The sequence below is a fragment of the Capnocytophaga sp. G1920 genome, from assembly GCF_051417515.1.
Genome location: NZ_JBPRKH010000019.1, coordinates 23,831 through 43,965, shown reverse-complemented (window position 1 = coordinate 43,965; position 20,135 = coordinate 23,831). Strand labels below are relative to the sequence as shown.

The 20,135-nt window shown below is 39.1% G+C and carries 8 protein-coding genes and 3 tRNA genes; 9 read left to right on the top strand and 2 right to left on the bottom strand.

Annotated elements, in window-relative coordinates; genetic code table 11:
• Position 1 precedes the first annotated feature (1 nt).
• The 9 genes from ACSQ7D_RS10355 (at position 2) to ACSQ7D_RS10315 (ending at position 14,923) form a co-directional block, all read left to right on the top strand.
• Entirely contained in the window at positions 2-1,903 is a 1,902-nt protein-coding gene (locus ACSQ7D_RS10355; RefSeq protein ID WP_437136196.1) for a RecQ family ATP-dependent DNA helicase, read from the top strand.
• 41 nt (positions 1,904-1,944) lie between these two features.
• The gene (mfd, locus tag ACSQ7D_RS10350) at positions 1,945-5,274 is read left to right on the top strand and encodes a transcription-repair coupling factor (protein ID WP_437136195.1); all 3,330 of its coding nucleotides are present in this window, start codon (positions 1,945-1,947) and stop codon (positions 5,272-5,274) included.
• Between the two features lie 66 nt (positions 5,275-5,340).
• Entirely contained in the window at positions 5,341-8,214 is a 2,874-nt protein-coding gene (gene uvrA / locus ACSQ7D_RS10345) for an excinuclease ABC subunit UvrA (RefSeq protein ID WP_437136194.1), read from the top strand.
• Positions 8,215-8,319: 105 nt separating this feature from the next.
• Positions 8,320-11,208: a SusC/RagA family TonB-linked outer membrane protein gene (locus ACSQ7D_RS10340; RefSeq protein ID WP_437136193.1), complete on the top strand. Its 2,889-nt coding sequence runs from the start codon at positions 8,320-8,322 to the stop codon at positions 11,206-11,208.
• A 12-nt stretch (positions 11,209-11,220) separates the two neighbouring features.
• A complete protein-coding gene (locus ACSQ7D_RS10335; protein WP_308765974.1) occupies positions 11,221-12,354 on the top strand; it encodes a DUF1735 and LamG domain-containing protein in 1,134 nt (377 codons plus the stop codon).
• 147 nt (positions 12,355-12,501) lie between these two features.
• Positions 12,502-12,585, top strand: a tRNA-Ser gene (locus ACSQ7D_RS10330).
• Between the two features lie 29 nt (positions 12,586-12,614).
• Positions 12,615-12,689, top strand: a tRNA-Pro gene (locus ACSQ7D_RS10325).
• A gap of 67 nt (positions 12,690-12,756) precedes the next feature.
• Positions 12,757-12,830 (top strand) — tRNA-Arg (locus ACSQ7D_RS10320).
• Positions 12,831-13,384: 554 nt separating this feature from the next.
• Positions 13,385-14,923, top strand: coding sequence for a YifB family Mg chelatase-like AAA ATPase (locus tag ACSQ7D_RS10315; protein WP_308765975.1), 1,539 nt, complete (start codon positions 13,385-13,387; stop codon positions 14,921-14,923).
• Between the two features lie 52 nt (positions 14,924-14,975).
• Here ACSQ7D_RS10315 and ACSQ7D_RS10310 read toward each other — a convergent pair whose 3' ends face one another.
• Both ACSQ7D_RS10310 and ACSQ7D_RS10305 read right to left on the bottom strand, forming a co-directional pair.
• Complete coding sequence (locus ACSQ7D_RS10310; protein ID WP_437136192.1) at positions 14,976-17,018, bottom strand: M3 family metallopeptidase; 2,043 nt, start codon at positions 17,016-17,018, stop codon at positions 14,976-14,978.
• Positions 17,019-17,103: 85 nt separating this feature from the next.
• Complete coding sequence (locus tag ACSQ7D_RS10305) at positions 17,104-19,863, bottom strand: sodium-translocating pyrophosphatase (protein WP_308765977.1); 2,760 nt, start codon at positions 19,861-19,863, stop codon at positions 17,104-17,106.
• Positions 19,864-20,135: the final 272 nt, after the last annotated feature.

The following is a 20,135-nucleotide window of genomic DNA, read 5'->3' as shown; positions in this document are numbered from 1 at the left end:
TATGGAGAATGAACCTCTGTACATACTCAAAAAGTATTGGGGGTACGACGGTTTTCGCAACTCTCAAGAAGCTGTTATCAACTCAGTATTATCCGGAAAAGATATCTTAGCCTTATTGCCTACGGGTGGAGGAAAGTCTATTACTTTTCAAGTGCCTGCTATGATGAAAGAAGGCATCTGTATAGTTGTTTCTCCCTTAGTAGCCCTAATGACAGACCAAGTAGAGGCGCTTAAAAATAGAGAAATACGTGCACTATCGTTATCGGGAGGTCTCCCCTACCCTGAGTTGGAACGCTTGCTAAACAATGCTCTCTATGGGCAATACAAATTCTTATACCTGTCCCCTGAACGTCTGCAACAGGAATTGGTGCGCTCTTATCTCAAAGCAATGTCTATTAACTTAATAGTGATAGACGAAGCACATTGTGTATCACATTGGGGTAAAGATTTTCGTCCTGCTTATTTACAGTGTAAATGGCTGAAAGAAGAATTTCCTAACGTCCCATTATTGGCACTCACAGCTTCGGCAACGCATCAAGTACAGCAAGATATCTTACATCATTTAGGTATAGAAAATGCTACTATTATCAGTACTTCTTTAGCACGCCCTAATATCGCTTACAAAGTATATAAGGTTTCCGATAAATGGCACGAGTTACTACAACTGTTAAGAAAGACCGAAGGGAGTGCTATCGTATACTTACGAAGCAGAAATGGTTGCATACAATTGGCTGAACTCTTGGAGAATCACGGTATCTCAGCAGCCTATTTTCACGGAGGTCTTCCTGCCGAAGAAAAGAATCAAAAGCTCAGTATGTGGTTGCTCAACGATGTGCGTGTAATGGCAGCTACCAATGCTTTCGGAATGGGAATAGACAAACCTGATGTGCGCTTCGTAATTCATTGGGATATACCTCAAACCTTAGAGGACTATTTTCAAGAGGCTGGACGCGCAGGTCGTGATGGTAACCCAGCCGAAGCCATCTTATTCTATGGTAAAATCGACGTTGAAAATGCTAATAAACTGCTAAAAGATTACTTGGTAGACATTCCTTTCCTCAAGCTACTTTATGCAAAACTTAATGCTTATTTTCAAATAGCAATAGGTGAAGGACAAGAAGGGGTATTCAGTTTCTTCTTCCCCGACTTCTGGAAGCGTTATCAGCTATCACCCATAAAGTCCTATAATGGCTTGCAAGTGTTAGACCGAATGTCTATTATCTCACTCAGTCAGCAATTTTACAAGAAGGTTACTTTGCATATTACAGCACCTACCCCTCAACTTATTACTTATTTACAAACACATCGTTATCTAAAAAACCTTGTTATCTATCTCATAAGATCTTACCCTCTTATCTACAGTCAGCCTATAGCTTTGGAGATGGAAAAAATCACTGAACTCACAGAGCTCGACTATCGTGATATCATCAAGAATTTAGAACGTTTGCACAATGATGGAATGGCTATCTTAAAAAACGAAGCTTCTGATATTCAAATTGTCTTTAATGTGCCTCGTGATGATGACCGCACTATTAATAGTATTTCTAAGAACTTAAAAGAGTATAATCACACCAAGCTAACCTTGCAAGAAGCAGTATTCCGCTATCTTCAAAATGAGGATACTTGTCGGAACATCCAGCTCTTAGAATACTTCGGTGAAAAATCCGAAAAGCCTTGTGGAGTATGTTCAAATTGTATTGCCAAACTACCTCCTCCAAAAGTTGATAAAAAAGAGGTTAAAGAAGCAGTTTGGAGTTTATTGAAGTCTAAACCTATAACTCCCAATGAGCTCCTTATCGCATTGCCATTCCCTGCAAAAGATATCAATAAGGTTTTGGAAGAACTTTTGTATATGCAAAAAATAGCTTATAACAACTGTAATGAATTAGTTGTTAATTCCTAATTTATGCGTACCTTTGCACTTTGTAATCATAATCCCTATTTGTGAAAGAGTTATTACAATTATTCGCAGAAAATAGCACTTATAAAAGTTTATTAACTGAAATTAAAGCACATCATAATACCGTTGCCAATGGTTTGGCAGGGGCTTCTCTGTCCTTACTTATAGCTAATGTTTATACTAATACCAAGCGTCCGCTATTGGTGCTCTTGCCCGACAAAGAAGAAAGTGCCTATTTGCTAAACGACTTAGAGACCTTAGTAGGCGAACAAGTTCTCTTCTTTCCTGATAGCTATCGCCGCCCGTATCAAATTGAAGATACCGATAACGCCAACGTGTTACTGCGTGCTGAAGTGCTCAATCAGCTGAGCAATAGTGGGCAACCTCTCATAGTAGTCTCCTACCCCGAAGCGCTCTTCGAGAAAGTTATCACTCGTAAGCAATTAGAGCAAAATACCTTAAAGATTAACAAAGGAGACCAACTAACCATTGAACTCTTGAACGAAGTGCTTTTCTCCTATAATTTCAATCGCACTGATTTTGTAACCGAACCTGGCGAGTTTTCAGTACGCGGGGGGATTGTTGATGTTTTTTCTTTCTCAAATAACGAACCTTACCGCATTGAATTCTTTGGCAATGAAGTAGAGAGTATTCGCACCTTCGATGTCGAAACACAGCTCTCAACAACACAGCTTTCTAAGATTACCATTATTCCTAACGTCGAAAACAAAGAAGGTAATGAGGTACGTCAATCATTTTTAGAGTATATCAGCGAACAGACCCTTTTAATATCTAAGGAAACATCTACTTTTGGAGCAAAAATCGACAAGCTTTTCACTAAAGCTACTGACATTTACGAAAAGCTCCCTAATGAAGTAAAACACAGTACACCCGATGTACTATATTGCCAATCAGAAGATTTATTAAGCCAAATGGGAAGATTTCAGCAAATAAATATAAATCTTCCCTCATCTTTCTCCAAAGGCGAAAAAGAGATTATTTTTCGCACTACACCACAGCCCTCATTCAACAAGCAATTCGAGCTACTTATCAGTTATTTAAACGATAAACACACTGAGGGATACCAAAACTATATCCTCTGTGGCACTGAGCAACAAGCCAAACGCTTCCACGACATTTTTGAGGAGATGGAACAAAAAGTGCATTACCAAACACTACTGCTTTCTCTACACGCGGGCTTTATAGATAATGAGCACAAGCTGAATATCTTTACTGATCATCAAATATTTGAGCGTTACTACAAATTCCAGCTGAAGAACGGTTATGCCAAAAAACAAGCCATTACGCTCAAAGAGTTAATGCAATTAGAAGTAGGCGACTATGTAACCCACATCGACCACGGTATTGGTAAATTTGCTGGATTACAGAAGATAGAAGTTGAAGGCAAGCAACAAGAGGCTATCAAACTGATTTACGGCGACCGCGATGTCCTATTCGTAAGCATTCACGCCCTGCATAAAATCACTAAATACAACGGTAAGGACGGCAAACCACCTAAGATATACAAATTAGGTTCTGGAGCGTGGAAGGCGCTCAAGCAGAAGACAAAAACAAGAGTGAAGGAAATAGCCTTCAACTTGATTCAGTTGTATGCTAAACGTAAGGAATCTAAAGGGTATGCATACTCTCACGACAGCTATATGCAGAACGAACTGGAAGCCTCTTTCCTATATGAAGATACACCCGACCAAAGCAAAGCTACTGCCGAAGTAAAAGCTGATATGGAGAGTCCAAAACCTATGGACAGGTTGGTGTGTGGTGATGTTGGGTTTGGAAAAACCGAAGTAGCTATTCGTGCTGCCTTCAAAGCGGTAGACAACGGCAAGCAGGTAGCAGTATTGGTACCTACTACGGTACTCGCTTTTCAGCACTTTCAAACCTTTAGCCAGCGTATGAAAGACTTCCCTGTGCGCATCGATTATCTCAACCGTTTCCGCACAGCTAAGGAAAAGAAAATTATCTTAGAAGAACTGGCAAATGGTCAATTAGATATCATCATCGGAACTCATCAAATAGTAGGCGAAAAAGTAGCTTATAAAGATTTAGGTCTACTGATAGTAGACGAAGAGCAAAAGTTTGGTGTAGGCGTAAAGGATAAGCTCAAAACTCTCAAAGAAAACCTCGATGTGCTCACCCTCACTGCTACACCTATCCCCCGAACCTTACAGTTCAGCTTAATGGCAGCCCGCGACCTATCAGTAATCAATACACCACCCCCTAACCGCTACCCTATCGATTCTCAAGTAGTACCTTTCAGCGAAGAGATAATACGCGATGGTATTCGTTATGAAATTCAGCGAGGCGGACAAGTGTTCTTTATGCACAACCGTGTAGAGAATATTCAGGAAGTAGCAGGTATGATTCAACGCCTATTACCTGATGCACGTATAGCCATTGGTCACGGACAAATGGACGGCAAAAAATTAGAAGAAACAATGTTAGCCTTTATGGATGGTGCTTACGATGTATTGGTAGCTACTACTATCATTGAAAATGGTTTAGATGTACCCAATGCTAATACCATCTTCATCAATAATGCACATAATTTTGGCTTATCCGATTTACACCAAATGCGTGGACGTGTAGGTAGAAGCAACAAAAAAGCTTTCTGTTACTTTATCACCCCTCCGTTGGTAGCGATGAGTGATGATGCCCGCAAGCGTATTGAAGCTATAGCTCAGTTCTCCGATTTAGGAAGCGGGTTAAATATTGCTATGAAAGATTTAGAAATTCGCGGAGCTGGTGACCTCTTAGGCGGGGAACAAAGTGGATTTATCAATGAGTTAGGCTTCGAAACTTATCAGAAAATATTGCAAGAAGCTATAGTAGAGCTCAAAGAAAATGAGTTCTCAGAACTATATCACACTGCCGAAGAAGATAAAACTTACCTCACCGATACTCAAATAGACACCGATTTTGAATTGCTCTTTCCTGATACCTATGTCAATAGAGTGGCAGAACGACTCAATCTTTATAACGAACTGAGTAATTTACCCAATGAGGAAGCTTTACAGCAGTACCAACGCAATCTTACCGACCGTTTTGGCAAACTTCCTCCCCAAGCTATCGACTTGCTCAACAGCGTGCGAGTGAAATGGATAGCTACTCGTATGGGAATTGAAAAGCTCGTGATGAAAAACGGTAAGATGACAGGCTATTTTATCTCCGACCAAAACAGTCCATTTTACCAAAGTGAGCGTTTTCAAAAGGTACTACTCTTTGTACAACGTTACCCTAACAAGTGTCGTATGCAAGAGAAAGAAACCCGTAACGGGTTGCGTTTGCTCCTTATTTTTGAAGGAATCAATACTGTGTATCAAGCCTTAAAAGTAATGCAGTTATTAGATGCATAGAAAGATTAGTATCGTCTAATTATTTAATCATAGGCTACTTATGGTAGCCTCTATAACAGTCACTAAATGAAAAAGAAAACGAATAATGTAGCTCCCACTGATGTACTTGAAGTTCAAGGCGCACGGGTGCATAACCTCAAAAATATAGACCTTTCCATACCTCGCGAAAAGCTTGTAGTCTTCACAGGACTTTCAGGTAGTGGTAAATCCTCTTTGGCTTTTGATACTATTTATGCCGAAGGACAACGCCGTTATATCGAGACTTTCTCGGCTTATGCTCGCCAGTTTCTCGGGGGATTAGAGCGCCCTGATGTAGATAAAATCGACGGACTCTCGCCTGTGATTGCTATCGAACAGAAAACTACCTCCAAATCACCGCGCTCTACAGTGGGTACTATCACCGAAATCTACGACTTCTTGCGCCTGCTATTTGCCCGTGCTTCCGATGCTTATAGCTACGTAACGGGCGAAAAGATGGTAAGTTATACCGATAACCAAATTCAGGAACTCATTACCAAGGAATACAAAGGCAAACGCATTAACCTATTAGCTCCTGTGGTACAATCGAGAAAAGGACATTATCGCGAGCTTTTTGAGCAGATTGCTAAACAAGGCTTTGTAAAGGTGCGTACCGATGGCGAAATTCGTGATATCGAAAAAGGTATGAAGCTCGACCGTTACAAAACACACGATATTGAAATCGTGATCGACCGTATGCTAATTGATGATACTGACGATACCCAAAAACGCCTACAAGAAAGTATCAAAATTGCAATGAACTACGGCGACGATGTGCTAATGGTTTTAGAACACGACCAAAAAAAAGCTCACTATTTCAGCAGACACTTGATGTGTCCTTCTTCGGGCATTTCATATCCTCTTCCTGAACCTAATACTTTCTCGTTTAACTCTCCCAAAGGAATGTGTCCGCACTGCAATGGGTTGGGTGAAGTACAAGAAATCAACCTCTCTAAAATTATCCCCGACCCTTCTATCTCTATCAAGAACGGAGGGATTACAGCAGTAGGAGAGCAAAAGAACACTTGGATATTCAAACAATTAGAGCTCATTGTACAGAAGTTCGGACATAAGCTCTCCGACCCTATTGAGGCACTTCCTAAAGAAGCGATGGATATTATTCTCTATGGTGGTAAAGATAAATACGCTATCAAATCGGATGTATTAGGCATTACACGCAATTTTGAAATTGATTTTGAAGGTATCATCAACTTCATCAAAAGCCAGCACGAAAATGCTGATATGGCAGCTATCAAGCGCTGGGCTGAAGAGTTTATGGATACTATTCCTTGCGAGGAATGTCACGGCACTCGCTTGCGCAAAGAGGCTCTTTACTTTAAAATAGCTGATAAAAATATAGCTGAACTATCAGCCTTAGATATTGCAGATTTATTGGTGTGGTTCAAATCTCTACCTGAGCATCTCTCTACCAAACAGCGCAAAATAGCGGAAGAAATTATCAAAGAAATCACCACCCGACTACAATTCCTCATAGATGTAGGGCTTACTTATTTAGCTCTTAACAGAAGTTCTAAATCGTTGTCTGGAGGAGAAGCTCAACGTATCAGACTGGCAACGCAGATAGGTTCTCAACTCACAGGGGTACTCTATATACTCGATGAACCTAGCATTGGTTTGCATCAGCGAGATAACAAAAGGCTTATCAACTCGCTGAAATCGCTCAGAGATATTGGCAACTCAGTAATTGTGGTAGAACACGATGAAGAAATGATACAAGAAGCCGATTATGTAGTGGATATAGGACCTAAAGCGGGCGTAAATGGAGGGGATATTATCTTTCAAGGAACACCTAAAGAATTGCTAAAAGCAAATACCATCACCGCCGACTATATGAGTGGGAGAAAGAAGATTGAAATACCCACCCAAAGGCGCAAAGGTAACGGCAAAGAAATTATTTTAAAAGGCTGTACGGGCAATAACTTGAAGAACATAACCGTAAAATTCCCATTAGGGGTAATGATAGGGGTAACAGGTGTATCGGGAAGTGGCAAATCAACACTTATTAACGAGACACTGTATCCTATCTTGAATGCTCATTTCTTTAATGGCGTAAAAAAACCGATGCCTTACAAGAGCATTGAGGGCTTAGAATATATTGATAAGGTAATCGACATCGACCAATCACCTATTGGGCGTACACCACGTTCAAATCCTGCTACCTACACAGGTGTTTTCAGTGAAATACGCAACCTTTTCACCCAAGTACCCGAAGCGCAAATACGTGGCTACAAACCAGGTAGATTTAGTTTCAACGTGAAAGGCGGTAGATGTGAAACCTGTGAAGGCTCAGGCTTAAAGGTGATTGAAATGAACTTCCTACCCGATGTCTATGTACCTTGTGAGACTTGTAAGGGAAAACGTTTTAACCGTGAAACGCTTGAAGTGCGATACAAAGGGAAATCTATTGCTGATGTACTCGATATGACCATAAGTGAGGCAGTAAAATTCTTTGAACCTATCCCTAAAATATACCGCAAACTAAAAACTATTGAAGAGGTAGGTTTAGGCTACATCACTTTAGGGCAACAATCTACTACCCTTTCAGGAGGAGAAGCCCAACGGGTGAAGTTAGCCACAGAGCTTTCTAAAATAGACACGGGCAATACTTTTTATATATTAGATGAACCTACTACAGGACTACATTTTGACGATGTGAAGGTACTTCTCGAAGTACTCGACCGTTTGGTAGATAAGGGCAATACTGTTCTGGTGATAGAGCACAACCTCGATGTTATCAGAAAAGTAGACCATATCATAGATATAGGGCACGATGGAGGAAAGGCAGGTGGCGAAGTAATAGCCTTTGGTACTCCTGAAGAGGTAGCTAAAAACAAGAAGAGTTTCACTGCTGAGTATCTGATTAGTTTTCTTACTCTCTTACTTTCTTTATTCTATTTCTGAAAATCGTATTTAGTAATAGAACTTATATTTAAAAAAAATGTATAAAAATTTTGTATAAGTGAATAAAAGTTGTACCTTTGCGAGGTATATTTATATGTAAACGCTATGAAACAGAAAATACAACTTGTGTTAGTCTTGCTATTCTTATTTGCAGGAGTGGTTCACGCCCAGATGAAAAACATTACTGGGGAAGTTCTCGATGAGAACAATCAACCTATGCCATCGGTTGCAGTAATTATTAAAAACACACGTTCAACAAAAGCTACTAAAGGTGTTTCAACGAATACTGATGGTAAGTTTGAACTCAAAGCCAAAGTAGGTGATGTGCTTGAGTTTAGTTTTTTAGGATATGAATCCCAGCAAAGAAAAGTAGAGGGTAAAAATAAGAATATTAACTTTAAGGTAGTCTTAAAGCCTCAAATGATAGAGCATATTGATCATATCCTAATAGGTAAGCGAAAATATTCTACTGCTCTAGGAATTTATCAAGAAGGGGAAGTTTTACCCTATCAACAACAAAAAGTTTCAGACAAGGACCTCACTCAAGTCAAGCAAGCAAATTTTGTGAATAGCCTTGATGGTAGAGTTGCAGGTTTGCATATCCAGCGAAGTGCTACAGGTATTGGTGGGGCTACAAAAGCTACTATGCGTGGAGTTCGCTCACTCTTTGGTGATAATAATGTACTGTACGTGATAGATGGAATGCCCATCGCTAACCAAGCTGAAAGAGATATTGGAGGCGATGGTAGAGATACCAGCGAAGGTATTTCTGACCTCAATCCTGAGGATATTGAAGAAGTAGTTGTATTACAAGGAGCACAAGCAACGGCACTCTATGGAGCTTCAGCTGCCAATGGTGTGGTACTCATTCGCACTAAAAAAGCTGAAAGTAACCAATTTAAAATTAACCTTTCTTCTTCAATAGAGTTTGTAAATAAACTCACAAAGCCTGAGTTTCAAGAAACATATGGCAATGAGTTAGGACAATACACTTCACTGTCCACTCGTGCTTTACCTAAGGGTACTTCTTTTAATATAAATGATTTTTATAAAACTGGACACGTGTACCAGAATGCAGTAAGCATTTCAGGAGGTATAGATTTTAAAGAAGGTAAAAATAAAACTTACGCTTCATTAGCTTCTTTACAATCAGGTGGTATAGTGCCCAACAGCATATATAACCGTTATAATGCTTATTTGCACAATACTACTTCTCTGTTAAATGATGCTTTACAAATAGACCTTTCGGGGAACTATATCCGTCAGTATGAACGCAATCAAGTAGCCTCTGGTATCGCTTTCAATCCTATAGTGGGCTTGTACTTATACCCAAGAGGGGAACAATTTGGTCAAGAACGTTATTTTGAACGTTATGATGCTACCACAGGTTATGCTAAGCAATATTGGATTGCAGGTTCAGGTACGCCCGATACATCAGCTAACTTAGGTGAAAATGTCCAAAATCCTTATTGGATAGCGTACAGAAATTTACGTCCTACTACTAAAGATCGCTATATGTTTTCAGGTAAAGTAAGCTATAAAATTATAGGAGATTTAGACGTAGTAGCACGCTTCCGTATAGATAATACAGCCTCTACAATGGACGATAAGCGGTATGCTTCTACGCTTCCTGCTTATGCAGGTATTAATGGTTATTATGCTCATTGGAAAGAGACTTTCAAACAACAATATGCCGATGTACTCTTACATTACAATAAAAATCTATCGAATGACTTCAGTTTAGATGCTCATTTAGGAGCTTCGTATGAATGGTACAATACTCAAGTAGAAGGTTACAAAGGTAATCTGCATAACGTAAATAATTTTACTCAAAGCAATATCACAACTCCTACAGCTATAACCCACCCATTGTGGGGAAAACGGAGTAACACAGCCTTCTTTGCAATGGCTGAAGTAGGTTGGCAATCTAAGATTTATCTCACTCTCACAGGTCGTGCTGATAAACCGTCCGATTATCCTTCTACAAATAAAAATATGGTCTTCAGTCCATCAGTAGGTGTTTCAGCTTTGTTACATCAATTTATAGGTATAGATAAAGATATATTAAGTTATGCAAAATTGCGTGGAGGCTATAGTCAAGTAGCAGCTCCTATGAGTTATGCGGGCTTAGGGGTAGCTGAAACGTCTCGCGCTTGGATTGGTAATACTTATAGTTTGCCTAACTATCCTACTGATTTACAGTTAGAGCGTACCACTTCTTATGAAGTAGGCTTAGATACCCAATGGTTTAACAATCTTTCTTTTAACGCTACTTTCTATCATACTCGTACTAATAATCAATTAGTACCTATTGTATGGCAACAAGCAGGTGAAGTGCAAAATCAAGGAGTAGAAGTTGCTTTAAGGTATACTTATCCTAATACTTCTAAAGGGGTAAATTGGGAAACTCAGCTTGTTGCTTCTACTAATAAGAACAAGATTGTGAGTTTACCTAACGAGATAGCCAACGGTATGTATACCTTACGTAAAGGTGGTGAAATAGGTGATATATACGATGCAAATGGCAACAAATTAGGCTCTACCAATCCCGATTGGCTACTAGGCTGGCAAGGGAAGATGATCTATAAGAATTTCGATTTGAATTTCTTGTTTAAAGCGCGTTTGGGAGGAATAGTTTTTTCAGAAACAGAACGTTATTTCGATCGCTATGGGGTGTCTAAAGCCTCTGCCGATAACCGAGCTAACTATGCTACTTTCATAGCTAATAGAACGGCTTCTGATTATCAATATTCGGCTACCAATATTCGTCTACAAGAAGCTGCCCTTACCTATCATTTTAGAGAAGGATTCATTGTAAAAGGCTTAAAAGACCTCAGTGTATCATTAGTAGGCAACAACCTGCTAATGCTCTATAACAAAGCATCTTTTGACCCCGAAATAGTGCCTTCTGTAGGTACTTATGGCAGTGGATACGACAAATTTATGTTGCCTTCTGTAAGAAGCTATGGACTTAATGTGAAAATGCAATTCTAAAATTCTACAAAGATGAAAAAGATACTTTTAATACTTGGCTTACTAAGTGTAATAGCTTGTCAAGACGAAACTACCGACAAAACGCCTCAGGCTCCCAATGTATATCAGGGAGTATTTCTCGATGGTAATAATGTCGTTGAGGTATACGTACAAGAATACCAAGATAACAAGATTCAAAACTTAAAGGTGAAACTGATAAGAGCTGCAGGTAAGATAGTATCAGCTCAACTTATCACAGGTGATGCTCAAACCTTAACTGACTATAATGCACAATATGGTACGGATTACAAACTCTTACCTACTGATAAATATAGTATTGATGAAAATGCTATCTTCAATACTTATGAAACAGAAACTCCTATTGATATTACCATTAGTGAACTAACGTTTCCTAACAACGAAGTGTATGCGCTACCCATACAAATAAGAGGTAGAAATAATATTGAAGCTATTGCAGGACAAGACCGTTTGCTATTAGTAGTACATAAAGAAGCAAGAACAAAAGTATTAAGTATGGCAACTACAAAAGCTATTACAGAAGAAGCTCTATCTAATAACGAGCTCCCTCAATGGACTTTTGAAGCTACAATTAATTGCTCAAATCTCATAGGAAGCAACCCAATAGTAGGAGTAACATCTAATACTCATCAAGTTGAGATAGGCTTTACAAACAATCAATTAGACGTAAAAGCTTCGGGTATTTCAATATTAATACCTGCTGAGGTATTTAAGGCACAAACTAATAAATGGTATCCTATTGCAGTAACCTGTGACGGCAATACCCTGCGTGTATATGTAGAAGGAAAAGAGGTAGGTTCTAAAACAGCAAATACTAATAGTAGAATTTATGTAAAAGATTTATGGTTTGCGGGAGCTAATGAGCTTCTCAGAGAGGTGCGTTTGTGGAAACGAGCCTTAACCCAAAAAGAAATACAATTACAGTTGTGGAGAACTCTTAAACCCACAAATGATTTACTGCTTTATTATCCTCTCAATGGTAAGAAATATAATAAAACTTCTAATACCATTACAGATGATGAAACAAAACTATGGGATTGGTCTACCACAGGCACCTCAATGAAACTTCCTTCAGGAGCAACTTTTAATAACGGTACAGGTTATGGTATTGTTTTTCCTCCTAGATAAGCGGATATAAAGAAGATTTTACTATTTTTAAGTATTTGATAATTATTAGATTGATAAAAAATGTACAAAAAAGTATCTAAAATATTTGTGCAGAATAAAAAGTTGTTATACATTTGCAACCGCAAAAGCAAAGGAGCTTTCAAAATTGGAGAGGTGCCGGAGTGGTAACGGAGCAGATTGCTAATCTGTCGGCGGGTAACCGTCGCCTGGGTTCGAGTCCCAGTCTCTCCGCATCTAATACAAATTGTTAGATATAAATTCGGGGCGTAGCGTAGTCCGGTCATCGCGCCTGGTTTGGGACCAGGAGGTCGCAGGTTCGAATCCTGCCGCCCCGACAAAATAAGATATTTCATAAATGTTTCCTTTTGTGTGGCATTTTTGAAATATTTTTTTTGGAATAGAGGTCACGTAGCTCAGCTGGATAGAGCATCTGCCTTCTAAGCAGACGGTCACAGGTTCGAATCCTGTCGTGATCACGAGAATTTGTTTCATTTTGTATTAAAATTTATGTTCGGAATAACGCAGGATTCACGTCCTGCGTTATTTTGTTTATATACTTACTTAACATCAGCTCGAAACAACAAAATACTATTTTTCAATCTCCTTTGCGTTGCTACAATTTTCATCTAAGAAATCTTCCTTCATCTCTTCTTTGCTTTTATTTCGTTTTATTACTCTAAAATCACCCCTAATTCTTCACTCTTAACTATTCATTTTTAGTCACTTACATAGTCTTTGTGTACCAATCTTCCAAGATTCGTATAAGCTTCCTATAAGCTCTCTATAAGCTAACCATAAGATTCCCTCAACCAAAAAGTATCTTTCTTTGTTATTTATAATTTCGTTTTCTTATCTTTGGTAAAAGTTCTAATCTACCTTGTAATTCCTTGCCGTGCTACGGCTTCCTGTAGTGCAAGAGCTATATTCTCTTATCTTGAACTTTTGTTAACTATATTGCAGATTATTTTTTGAAATAAAATTGCTCATTTACAAAGAATGTTTTATCTTTGTACAAAAATTAACCACAGAAATGTTAGTAAAGATTTACGGAAGTGCTGTATTTGGTGTAGAAGCCAGCACAATTACTATTGAAGTAAATATCGATAAAGGTATTGGCTATCATTTGGTTGGATTACCCGATATAGCTATTAAAGAAAGTAATTATCGTATAGCAGCTGCTCTGCAAAACAATGGATATAAAATTCCAGGTAAAAAGATAACCATCAATATGGCTCCTGCCGATATGCGTAAGGAAGGTTCTGCCTATGATTTAAGTTTTGCAATTGGTATTTTAGCAGCTAACGGGCAAATACAAAGTGAAGAATTAGAAAAATATATCATTATGGGCGAACTGTCCTTAGATGGCGGTTTACAACCCATTAAAGGAGCGCTACCTATTGCAATTCAAGCACGCAAAGAAGGATTCAAAGGATTTATTCTTCCTAAGCAAAATGCTAAAGAAGCTGCTATAGTAGATAATTTGGACGTTTATGGTGTAGAGAATATAAAAGAAGTCATAGATTTTTTTAATGGAGAAAAAGAATTACAACCTATCGAAATAGATACGCGCAAAGAGTTTTACAGAGATTTAGAATCTCCTGAATTTGACTTTGCTGATGTAAAAGGTCAAGAAACTGTAAAACGTTGTATGGAAATAGCTGCTGCTGGTGGGCATAATGTTATTTTAATAGGCCCTCCTGGTTCAGGAAAAACAATGCTCGCTAAGCGTTTACCCAGCATTCTTCCTCCGATGACACTTCACGAAGCTCTTGAAACTACTAAAATACACAGTGTAGTAGGACGTATTAGGGACACAGGCTTAATGAGCCATCGTCCTTTCCGTAGTCCTCATCACACTATTTCTGACGTAGCTCTCGTAGGAGGAGGTACTTATCCTCAACCAGGTGAAATTTCTCTCGCACATAATGGAGTACTTTTTCTTGATGAGTTACCAGAGTTCAAAAGAGCTGTTCTCGAGGTAATGCGACAACCTTTAGAAGATAGAGAAGTTACTATTTCTAGAGCAAAGTTTTCAGTTACTTATCCCGCTTCATTTATGTTAGTAGCAAGTATGAATCCAAGTCCAAGCGGGTATTTTAACGATCCCGATGCTCCTGTTACTTCTACACCTGCTGAAATGCAACGCTATTTAAGTAAAATTTCAGGACCTCTATTAGATAGAATAGATATTCATATAGAAGTAAATCCTGTACCCTTTGAAAAACTTTCAGATGATAGAAAAGGTGAAAGTAGTCGTGATATCCGTAAACGGGTGATAGATGCTCGAAATATCCAAACAGAACGTTTTAAAGAATATGAACATATTCACTATAACGCTCAAATGAATACTAAACAAATACAGAAATTCTGTAAAGTAAATACAGATTCTTTAACCCTACTAAAAGATGCTATGACGCGTCTCAACCTTTCTGCACGTGCCTACGACCGTATTTTAAAAGTAGCGCGTACAATAGCCGATTTAGAAAAGTCAGAAGAAGTACAACCTCATCATATAGGTGAAGCTATTCAATATCGCAGTTTAGACCGTGAAGGTTGGTTTGGAGGATAAAAGTAGTATTATAAAAAAACAAAAAAGCAGGTTACAATAACCTGCTTTTTTATTACTTCAATCCTCGTGCTTTGAGTAATGGTTCAATAGCAGGAGCTTTCCCTCTGAAGGCTAAATACATCTTTTCATAATCCATTGTATTGCCTTTGGAGAGTATCAAATCTCTAAAACGTTGTCCATTAGCACGAGTGAGTCCGCCGTTTTCTTCAAACCATTGGTAGGCATCGTGGCAAAGCATTTCTGTCCATTGGTAAGAGTAATAGCCTGCTCCATAGCCTCCACCAAAAATATGAGCAAAGTAAGACGAACGGTATCTTGGAGGTACTTCTTTCAACCATAAGCCTGTTTTTTCAAGGGCTTTCTTCTCAAAATCACTTACATTATTAATGATAGTATCCGAAGGAATAGTATGCCATTGCAAGTCTAAATTGGCAGCAGCCAAAACTTCGGTAAAAGCATAGCCCTCATTGAAGGTACTCGTTTTTTTTATCTTATCAATAAGTGCTTGTGGAATAGGTTGTTTGGTCTCGTAATGTACTGCATAGTTTTTAAGTACCTCAGGATACAAAGTCCAATGCTCATTGAATTGCGAAGGGAACTCCACAAAATCGCGTGCTACTGCTGTTCCTGATAAACTTGCATACTGTTGGTTAGCAAAGAAACCGTGCAATGCGTGACCAAACTCGTGGAAGAGCGTAGTAAGTTCATCGTAAGTAAGCAAAGCAGGTTTACCTTCGGCAGGTTTTACATAGTTGCACACATTGTAAATAACAGGTTTAGTGCCTAATAATTTAGATTGGTTTACAAAGTTGCTCATCCACGCACCACCACGTTTGCTTTCACGAGCAAAGAAATCGCCATAGAAAAGTCCTAATGGCGTACCATCTTCTTCAAAAAGCTCATACACCAATACATCGGGGTGATATACGGGTATATCTTTGCGTTCTTTAAAGGTAATGCCATAAAGTTTGGTAGCTGCATAAAATACACCATTTTCAAGAGCATTTTTCAATTCAAAATAAGGTTTGATTTCGTTCTCATCGAGGTCGTATTTAGCTTTGCGAACTTGTTCGGCATAAAAGTTCCAATCGTAAGGTTCTAAAGTAAAATTACCTCCCGTTTTGACGATTTGTGCTTGTATTTCTTTAGCTTCAGCTTTGGCTTTACCTACTGAAGCAGGCACTAAATCTTTAAAGAATTGAGCAATAGCAGCAGGAGTTTTAGCCATAGTGCGTTGCAAGCTCCATTCGGCATAGTTTTTAAAGCCCAAGAGTTCGGCTTTTTTAGCGCGCAGTAAAGCAATGCGTTTTAGGATATCATTGGTATTATGAGCTCCCCCATCGGTGCGATTCCAGCTTGCTTCAAACAATTGTTTACGAGCGTTGCGGTCGGCTAATTCACTAAGGAGCGGTTGCTGGGTCGTATTCACAATTGCTACTTTCTGACCATTGATAGTTTGAGCAGCTGCCAACGAGCCTTCTAAAAGCGTTTGGTTGAAATCAGTTTCTAAAGAAGCTAACTCGCTGTTATATTTCTTTAGGGTTTCTTTATCAGTAGCTGATAGGTTAGCACCTGCTACTACAAAATCTTCATAGTAATTTTCTAACAATTTAAGCGATTCAGCATCTAATTTCAAGCTCTCACGTTTATCGTATAAGGCTTTGATACGCGCAAAGAGTTTTTCGTTCAGGTGAATGCCATCGGCGTGCTCGGCAAACTTAGGCGATAGTTCTTTTTGCAATACTTTTAAGGTATCATTAGTATTTGCCTCAGTTAAGGCATTGAATACCGCTGAAGCACGCTCTAACTCTACTCCACTTTTTTCTAAAGCGATAATTGTATTCTCAAAAGTAGGCGCTTCGTTGCTATTAGCAATAGCTGCAATACGTTCGTTTTGCAAAGCCATTCCTTTGAGCAGGGCAGGACGATAATGCTCGTCTTTAATCTTTGAGAAGTCGGGAGCTCCATAAGGTAAAGTGCTTTCTACCAATAGCGGATTGTTATCTGTATTCTCTGTCATTTTTGAAGTCTTTGAGTCGTTGCAGGCTACCAAAGCAGTGAGCAATATAGCTGCTGAAAATAAAGGTAATTTCATAGTTTTTAGGTGATTATAAAAAGGGTGTTCGAGGAAGAAGTTCCTCAAACACCCCTTTTGAGGTTATATAATAACTAAAATACTGCTATTTAGCAGTCAAACGTATGTCGATACGTCTGTTTTTAGCTTTGCACTCAGGAGTATCGTTAGCAGGACAAAGAGGGTGTTCTGCACCATAACCTTGAGCGCTCAATTGTGCTTTGTTAGCACCCAATGCTACCAATTTGTTTAACACTGAATTAGCACGTCTTTCTGAAAGTTTTTTGTTACCTTCAACACTACCCGTATTATCAGTATAACCTCCTAAACGAATAGCAGCTTTAGGATAAGCTTTCAAAATAGCTACAATGTTCTTTAATTGTTGTTCAGAACCTTCAGTAAGTTCATCGCTACCTGTTTTGAAGTAAGTTCTATCCAAAGTAATCCAGTTATCTTTGAATTGTTCTGGAGTAGTAAGGTTTTTATCTTCTATCAATTTCACGAGGTGTGCTTCAGATGAGTTCTTTCCTACTTCTAACATTGTATTGTCAAAAAGGCTCAATTGGAATAAATCACCTACATTGTACTCGAAGTCACCATCGGCGTTAAGCTTACCTTCTTCAATAACTACTACTTCTTCCACAGGCATCACTCCTTCACCTTCACCTTGACGGATTTGAGCTTCTATAGGAGTACCTGAAGCATCAGCGGTATGTCCGCCCAAGATAGGAGCAATTACCAAACCTACCAAGCAAGTAAGTTTGATAAGGATATTCATTGAAGGGCCTGAAGTATCTTTGAATGGGTCACCTACAGTATCACCAGTAATGGCAGCTTTATGAGCGTCAGAACCTTTGTAAGTCATTTGTCCGTTGATTTCAACACCTGCTTCAAATGATTTCTTAGCATTGTCCCAAGCACCACCAGCGTTGTTTTGGAAGATAGCCCATACAACCCCTGATACAGCTACACCAGCCATATAAGCGCCAAGAGCTTCAGCACCCATCACAAAACCGATAATAATAGGTGTGATGATAGTAATTGCACCAGGTAACATCATTTCGCGCAAAGCAGCTTTAGTAGAAATATCTACACATCTGCCGTACTCTGGAGTACCTTTACCTTCCATAATACCAGGGATTTCACGGAATTGGCGACGTACTTCATTCACCATATCCATAGCAGCTTTCCCTACTGATTGCATAGCTAAAGCTGAGAAGATTACGGGAATCATACCTCCAATAAACAAGGCAGCTAATACATCTGCTTTGAAGATGTTAATACCATTGATACCTGTAAAGGTAACATAAGCTGCAAACAATGCTAAGGCAGTAAGAGCTGCAGAAGCAATCGCAAAGCCTTTACCTACAGCAGCGGTAGTATTACCTACTGAGTCTAAAATATCAGTACGTTGGCGTACTTCTTTTGGCAATTCACTCATTTCGGCTACACCACCAGCGTTATCGGCAATAGGACCAAAAGCATCAATAGCCAATTGCATAGCTGTAGTTGCCATCATTGCTGATGCGGCAATCGCTACACCATAGAAACCAGCTAAAGAGTAAGAACCCCAAATAGCTACAGCAAAAAGCAATACAGAACCAAAGGTAGATTTCATACCAGTAGCCAAACCTGCAATAATATTGGTAGCAGCTCCTGTAGATGAATTGCGAACGATATTCAATACTGGTTTTTTACCCAAAGCGGTAAAGTGTTCAGTAATAGCTGAAATGAGCAAGCCTACTGCCAAACCTACGATAGTTGCGTAGAATACATTGATACTTGCGATTTCTTTTACGCCTTCACCAAAGAAACTCATTTGGATAGTTTCGGGCAACATATATTTGATAAGAAAATAGCAAGCTACTAAAGTAAGTGCTAAAGCTACATAGTTACCTATATTTAGTGAACTTTGTACTTGTTTTTCTTTAGCATCGTCGTTTTTGATACCTACACAGAAAGTACCAATAATTGAAGCAATGATACCTACACCAGCAATTACTAACGGCAATAAGATAGGGCCTAAACCACCGAAAGCATCGGTAAAAGCACCACCATTGGCAGTTGCTATATCTTTAATCACATAGTTACCCAATACCATTGAAGCGAGTACAGTAGCCACATACGAACCAAACAAGTCAGCACCCATACCAGCCACGTCACCTACGTTATCACCTACGTTGTCGGCAATAGTGGCAGGATTACGAGGGTCATCTTCAGGGATACCAGCTTCTACTTTCCCTACGAGGTCAGCCCCTACGTCGGCAGCTTTGGTGTAAATACCACCACCCACACGAGCAAAGAGCGCAATAGACTCAGCACCGAGTGAGAAACCTGCTAAGGCTTCGAGTACGAGAGTCATTTCGTCGTAGAAAGGTTTGCCTCCTCCTACAAAAGTGTTTACAAAGAGGATAAAGAACAAGCTCAAGCCCAATACAGCCAAACCTGCCACTCCTAATCCCATTACAGTACCACCACCAAAAGATACTTTCAAAGCTTTTGGCAAGCTAGTGCGAGCTGCTTCGGTAGTGCGTACGTTAGCATTGGTAGCGATACGCATTCCGATATTTCCCGCTAAGGCAGAGAAGAAAGCTCCACACACAAAAGCTACTACAATAAGCCAATGAGAAGTTTCTACCATACGAGAAACAATAAACAGAGCAATAGAAGCAATAATCACAAAAATACCTAAAATGCGGTACTCAGCATTGAGGAATGCCATTGCCCCTTCTTTGATACTTTTGGAAATACTTTGCATTCGATCGTTGCCTGTGGTTTGTTTGTTCACCCACGAAGCTTTCGCAATCATAAAGATAAGTCCAAGAATAGCAAGGACTAACGGTAAATATAACATCATTTTATCCATACAAATATTATAATTAGTTAAATTTAGGGCGTAAAAGTACGAAAGATAATTGTAACGAAAAAATAAAAAAGGATTTTTTTAGTAGCGCTCATTCCACTATCAAATACTACTAATCTAATTGTCTTTTGCTTCATAGCATCATATAAAACATACTTTGCAAAATATCATTAAGAAAGTTAATCATCATACTCTTTCGTAACTACTTGAATGGCACGATTTTTGAGCCCGCCCCTATCGAGTGGTAACATCATTATTAGCATTGTAAATTCAGG

Coding starts and splice junctions, on each gene's coding strand:
- ACSQ7D_RS10355 (WP_437136196.1), top strand. CDS start 2: ATGGAGAATGAACCTCTGTACATACTCAAAAAGTATTGGGGGTACGAC.
- uvrA (WP_437136194.1), top strand. CDS start 5,341: ATGAAAAAGAAAACGAATAATGTAGCTCCCACTGATGTACTTGAAGTT.
- ACSQ7D_RS10340 (WP_437136193.1), top strand. CDS start 8,320: ATGAAACAGAAAATACAACTTGTGTTAGTCTTGCTATTCTTATTTGCA.
- ACSQ7D_RS10335 (WP_308765974.1), top strand. CDS start 11,221: ATGAAAAAGATACTTTTAATACTTGGCTTACTAAGTGTAATAGCTTGT.
- ACSQ7D_RS10315 (WP_308765975.1), top strand. CDS start 13,385: ATGTTAGTAAAGATTTACGGAAGTGCTGTATTTGGTGTAGAAGCCAGC.
- ACSQ7D_RS10310 (WP_437136192.1), bottom strand. CDS start 17,018: ATGAAATTACCTTTATTTTCAGCAGCTATATTGCTCACTGCTTTGGTA.
- ACSQ7D_RS10305 (WP_308765977.1), bottom strand. CDS start 19,863: ATGGATAAAATGATGTTATATTTACCGTTAGTCCTTGCTATTCTTGGA.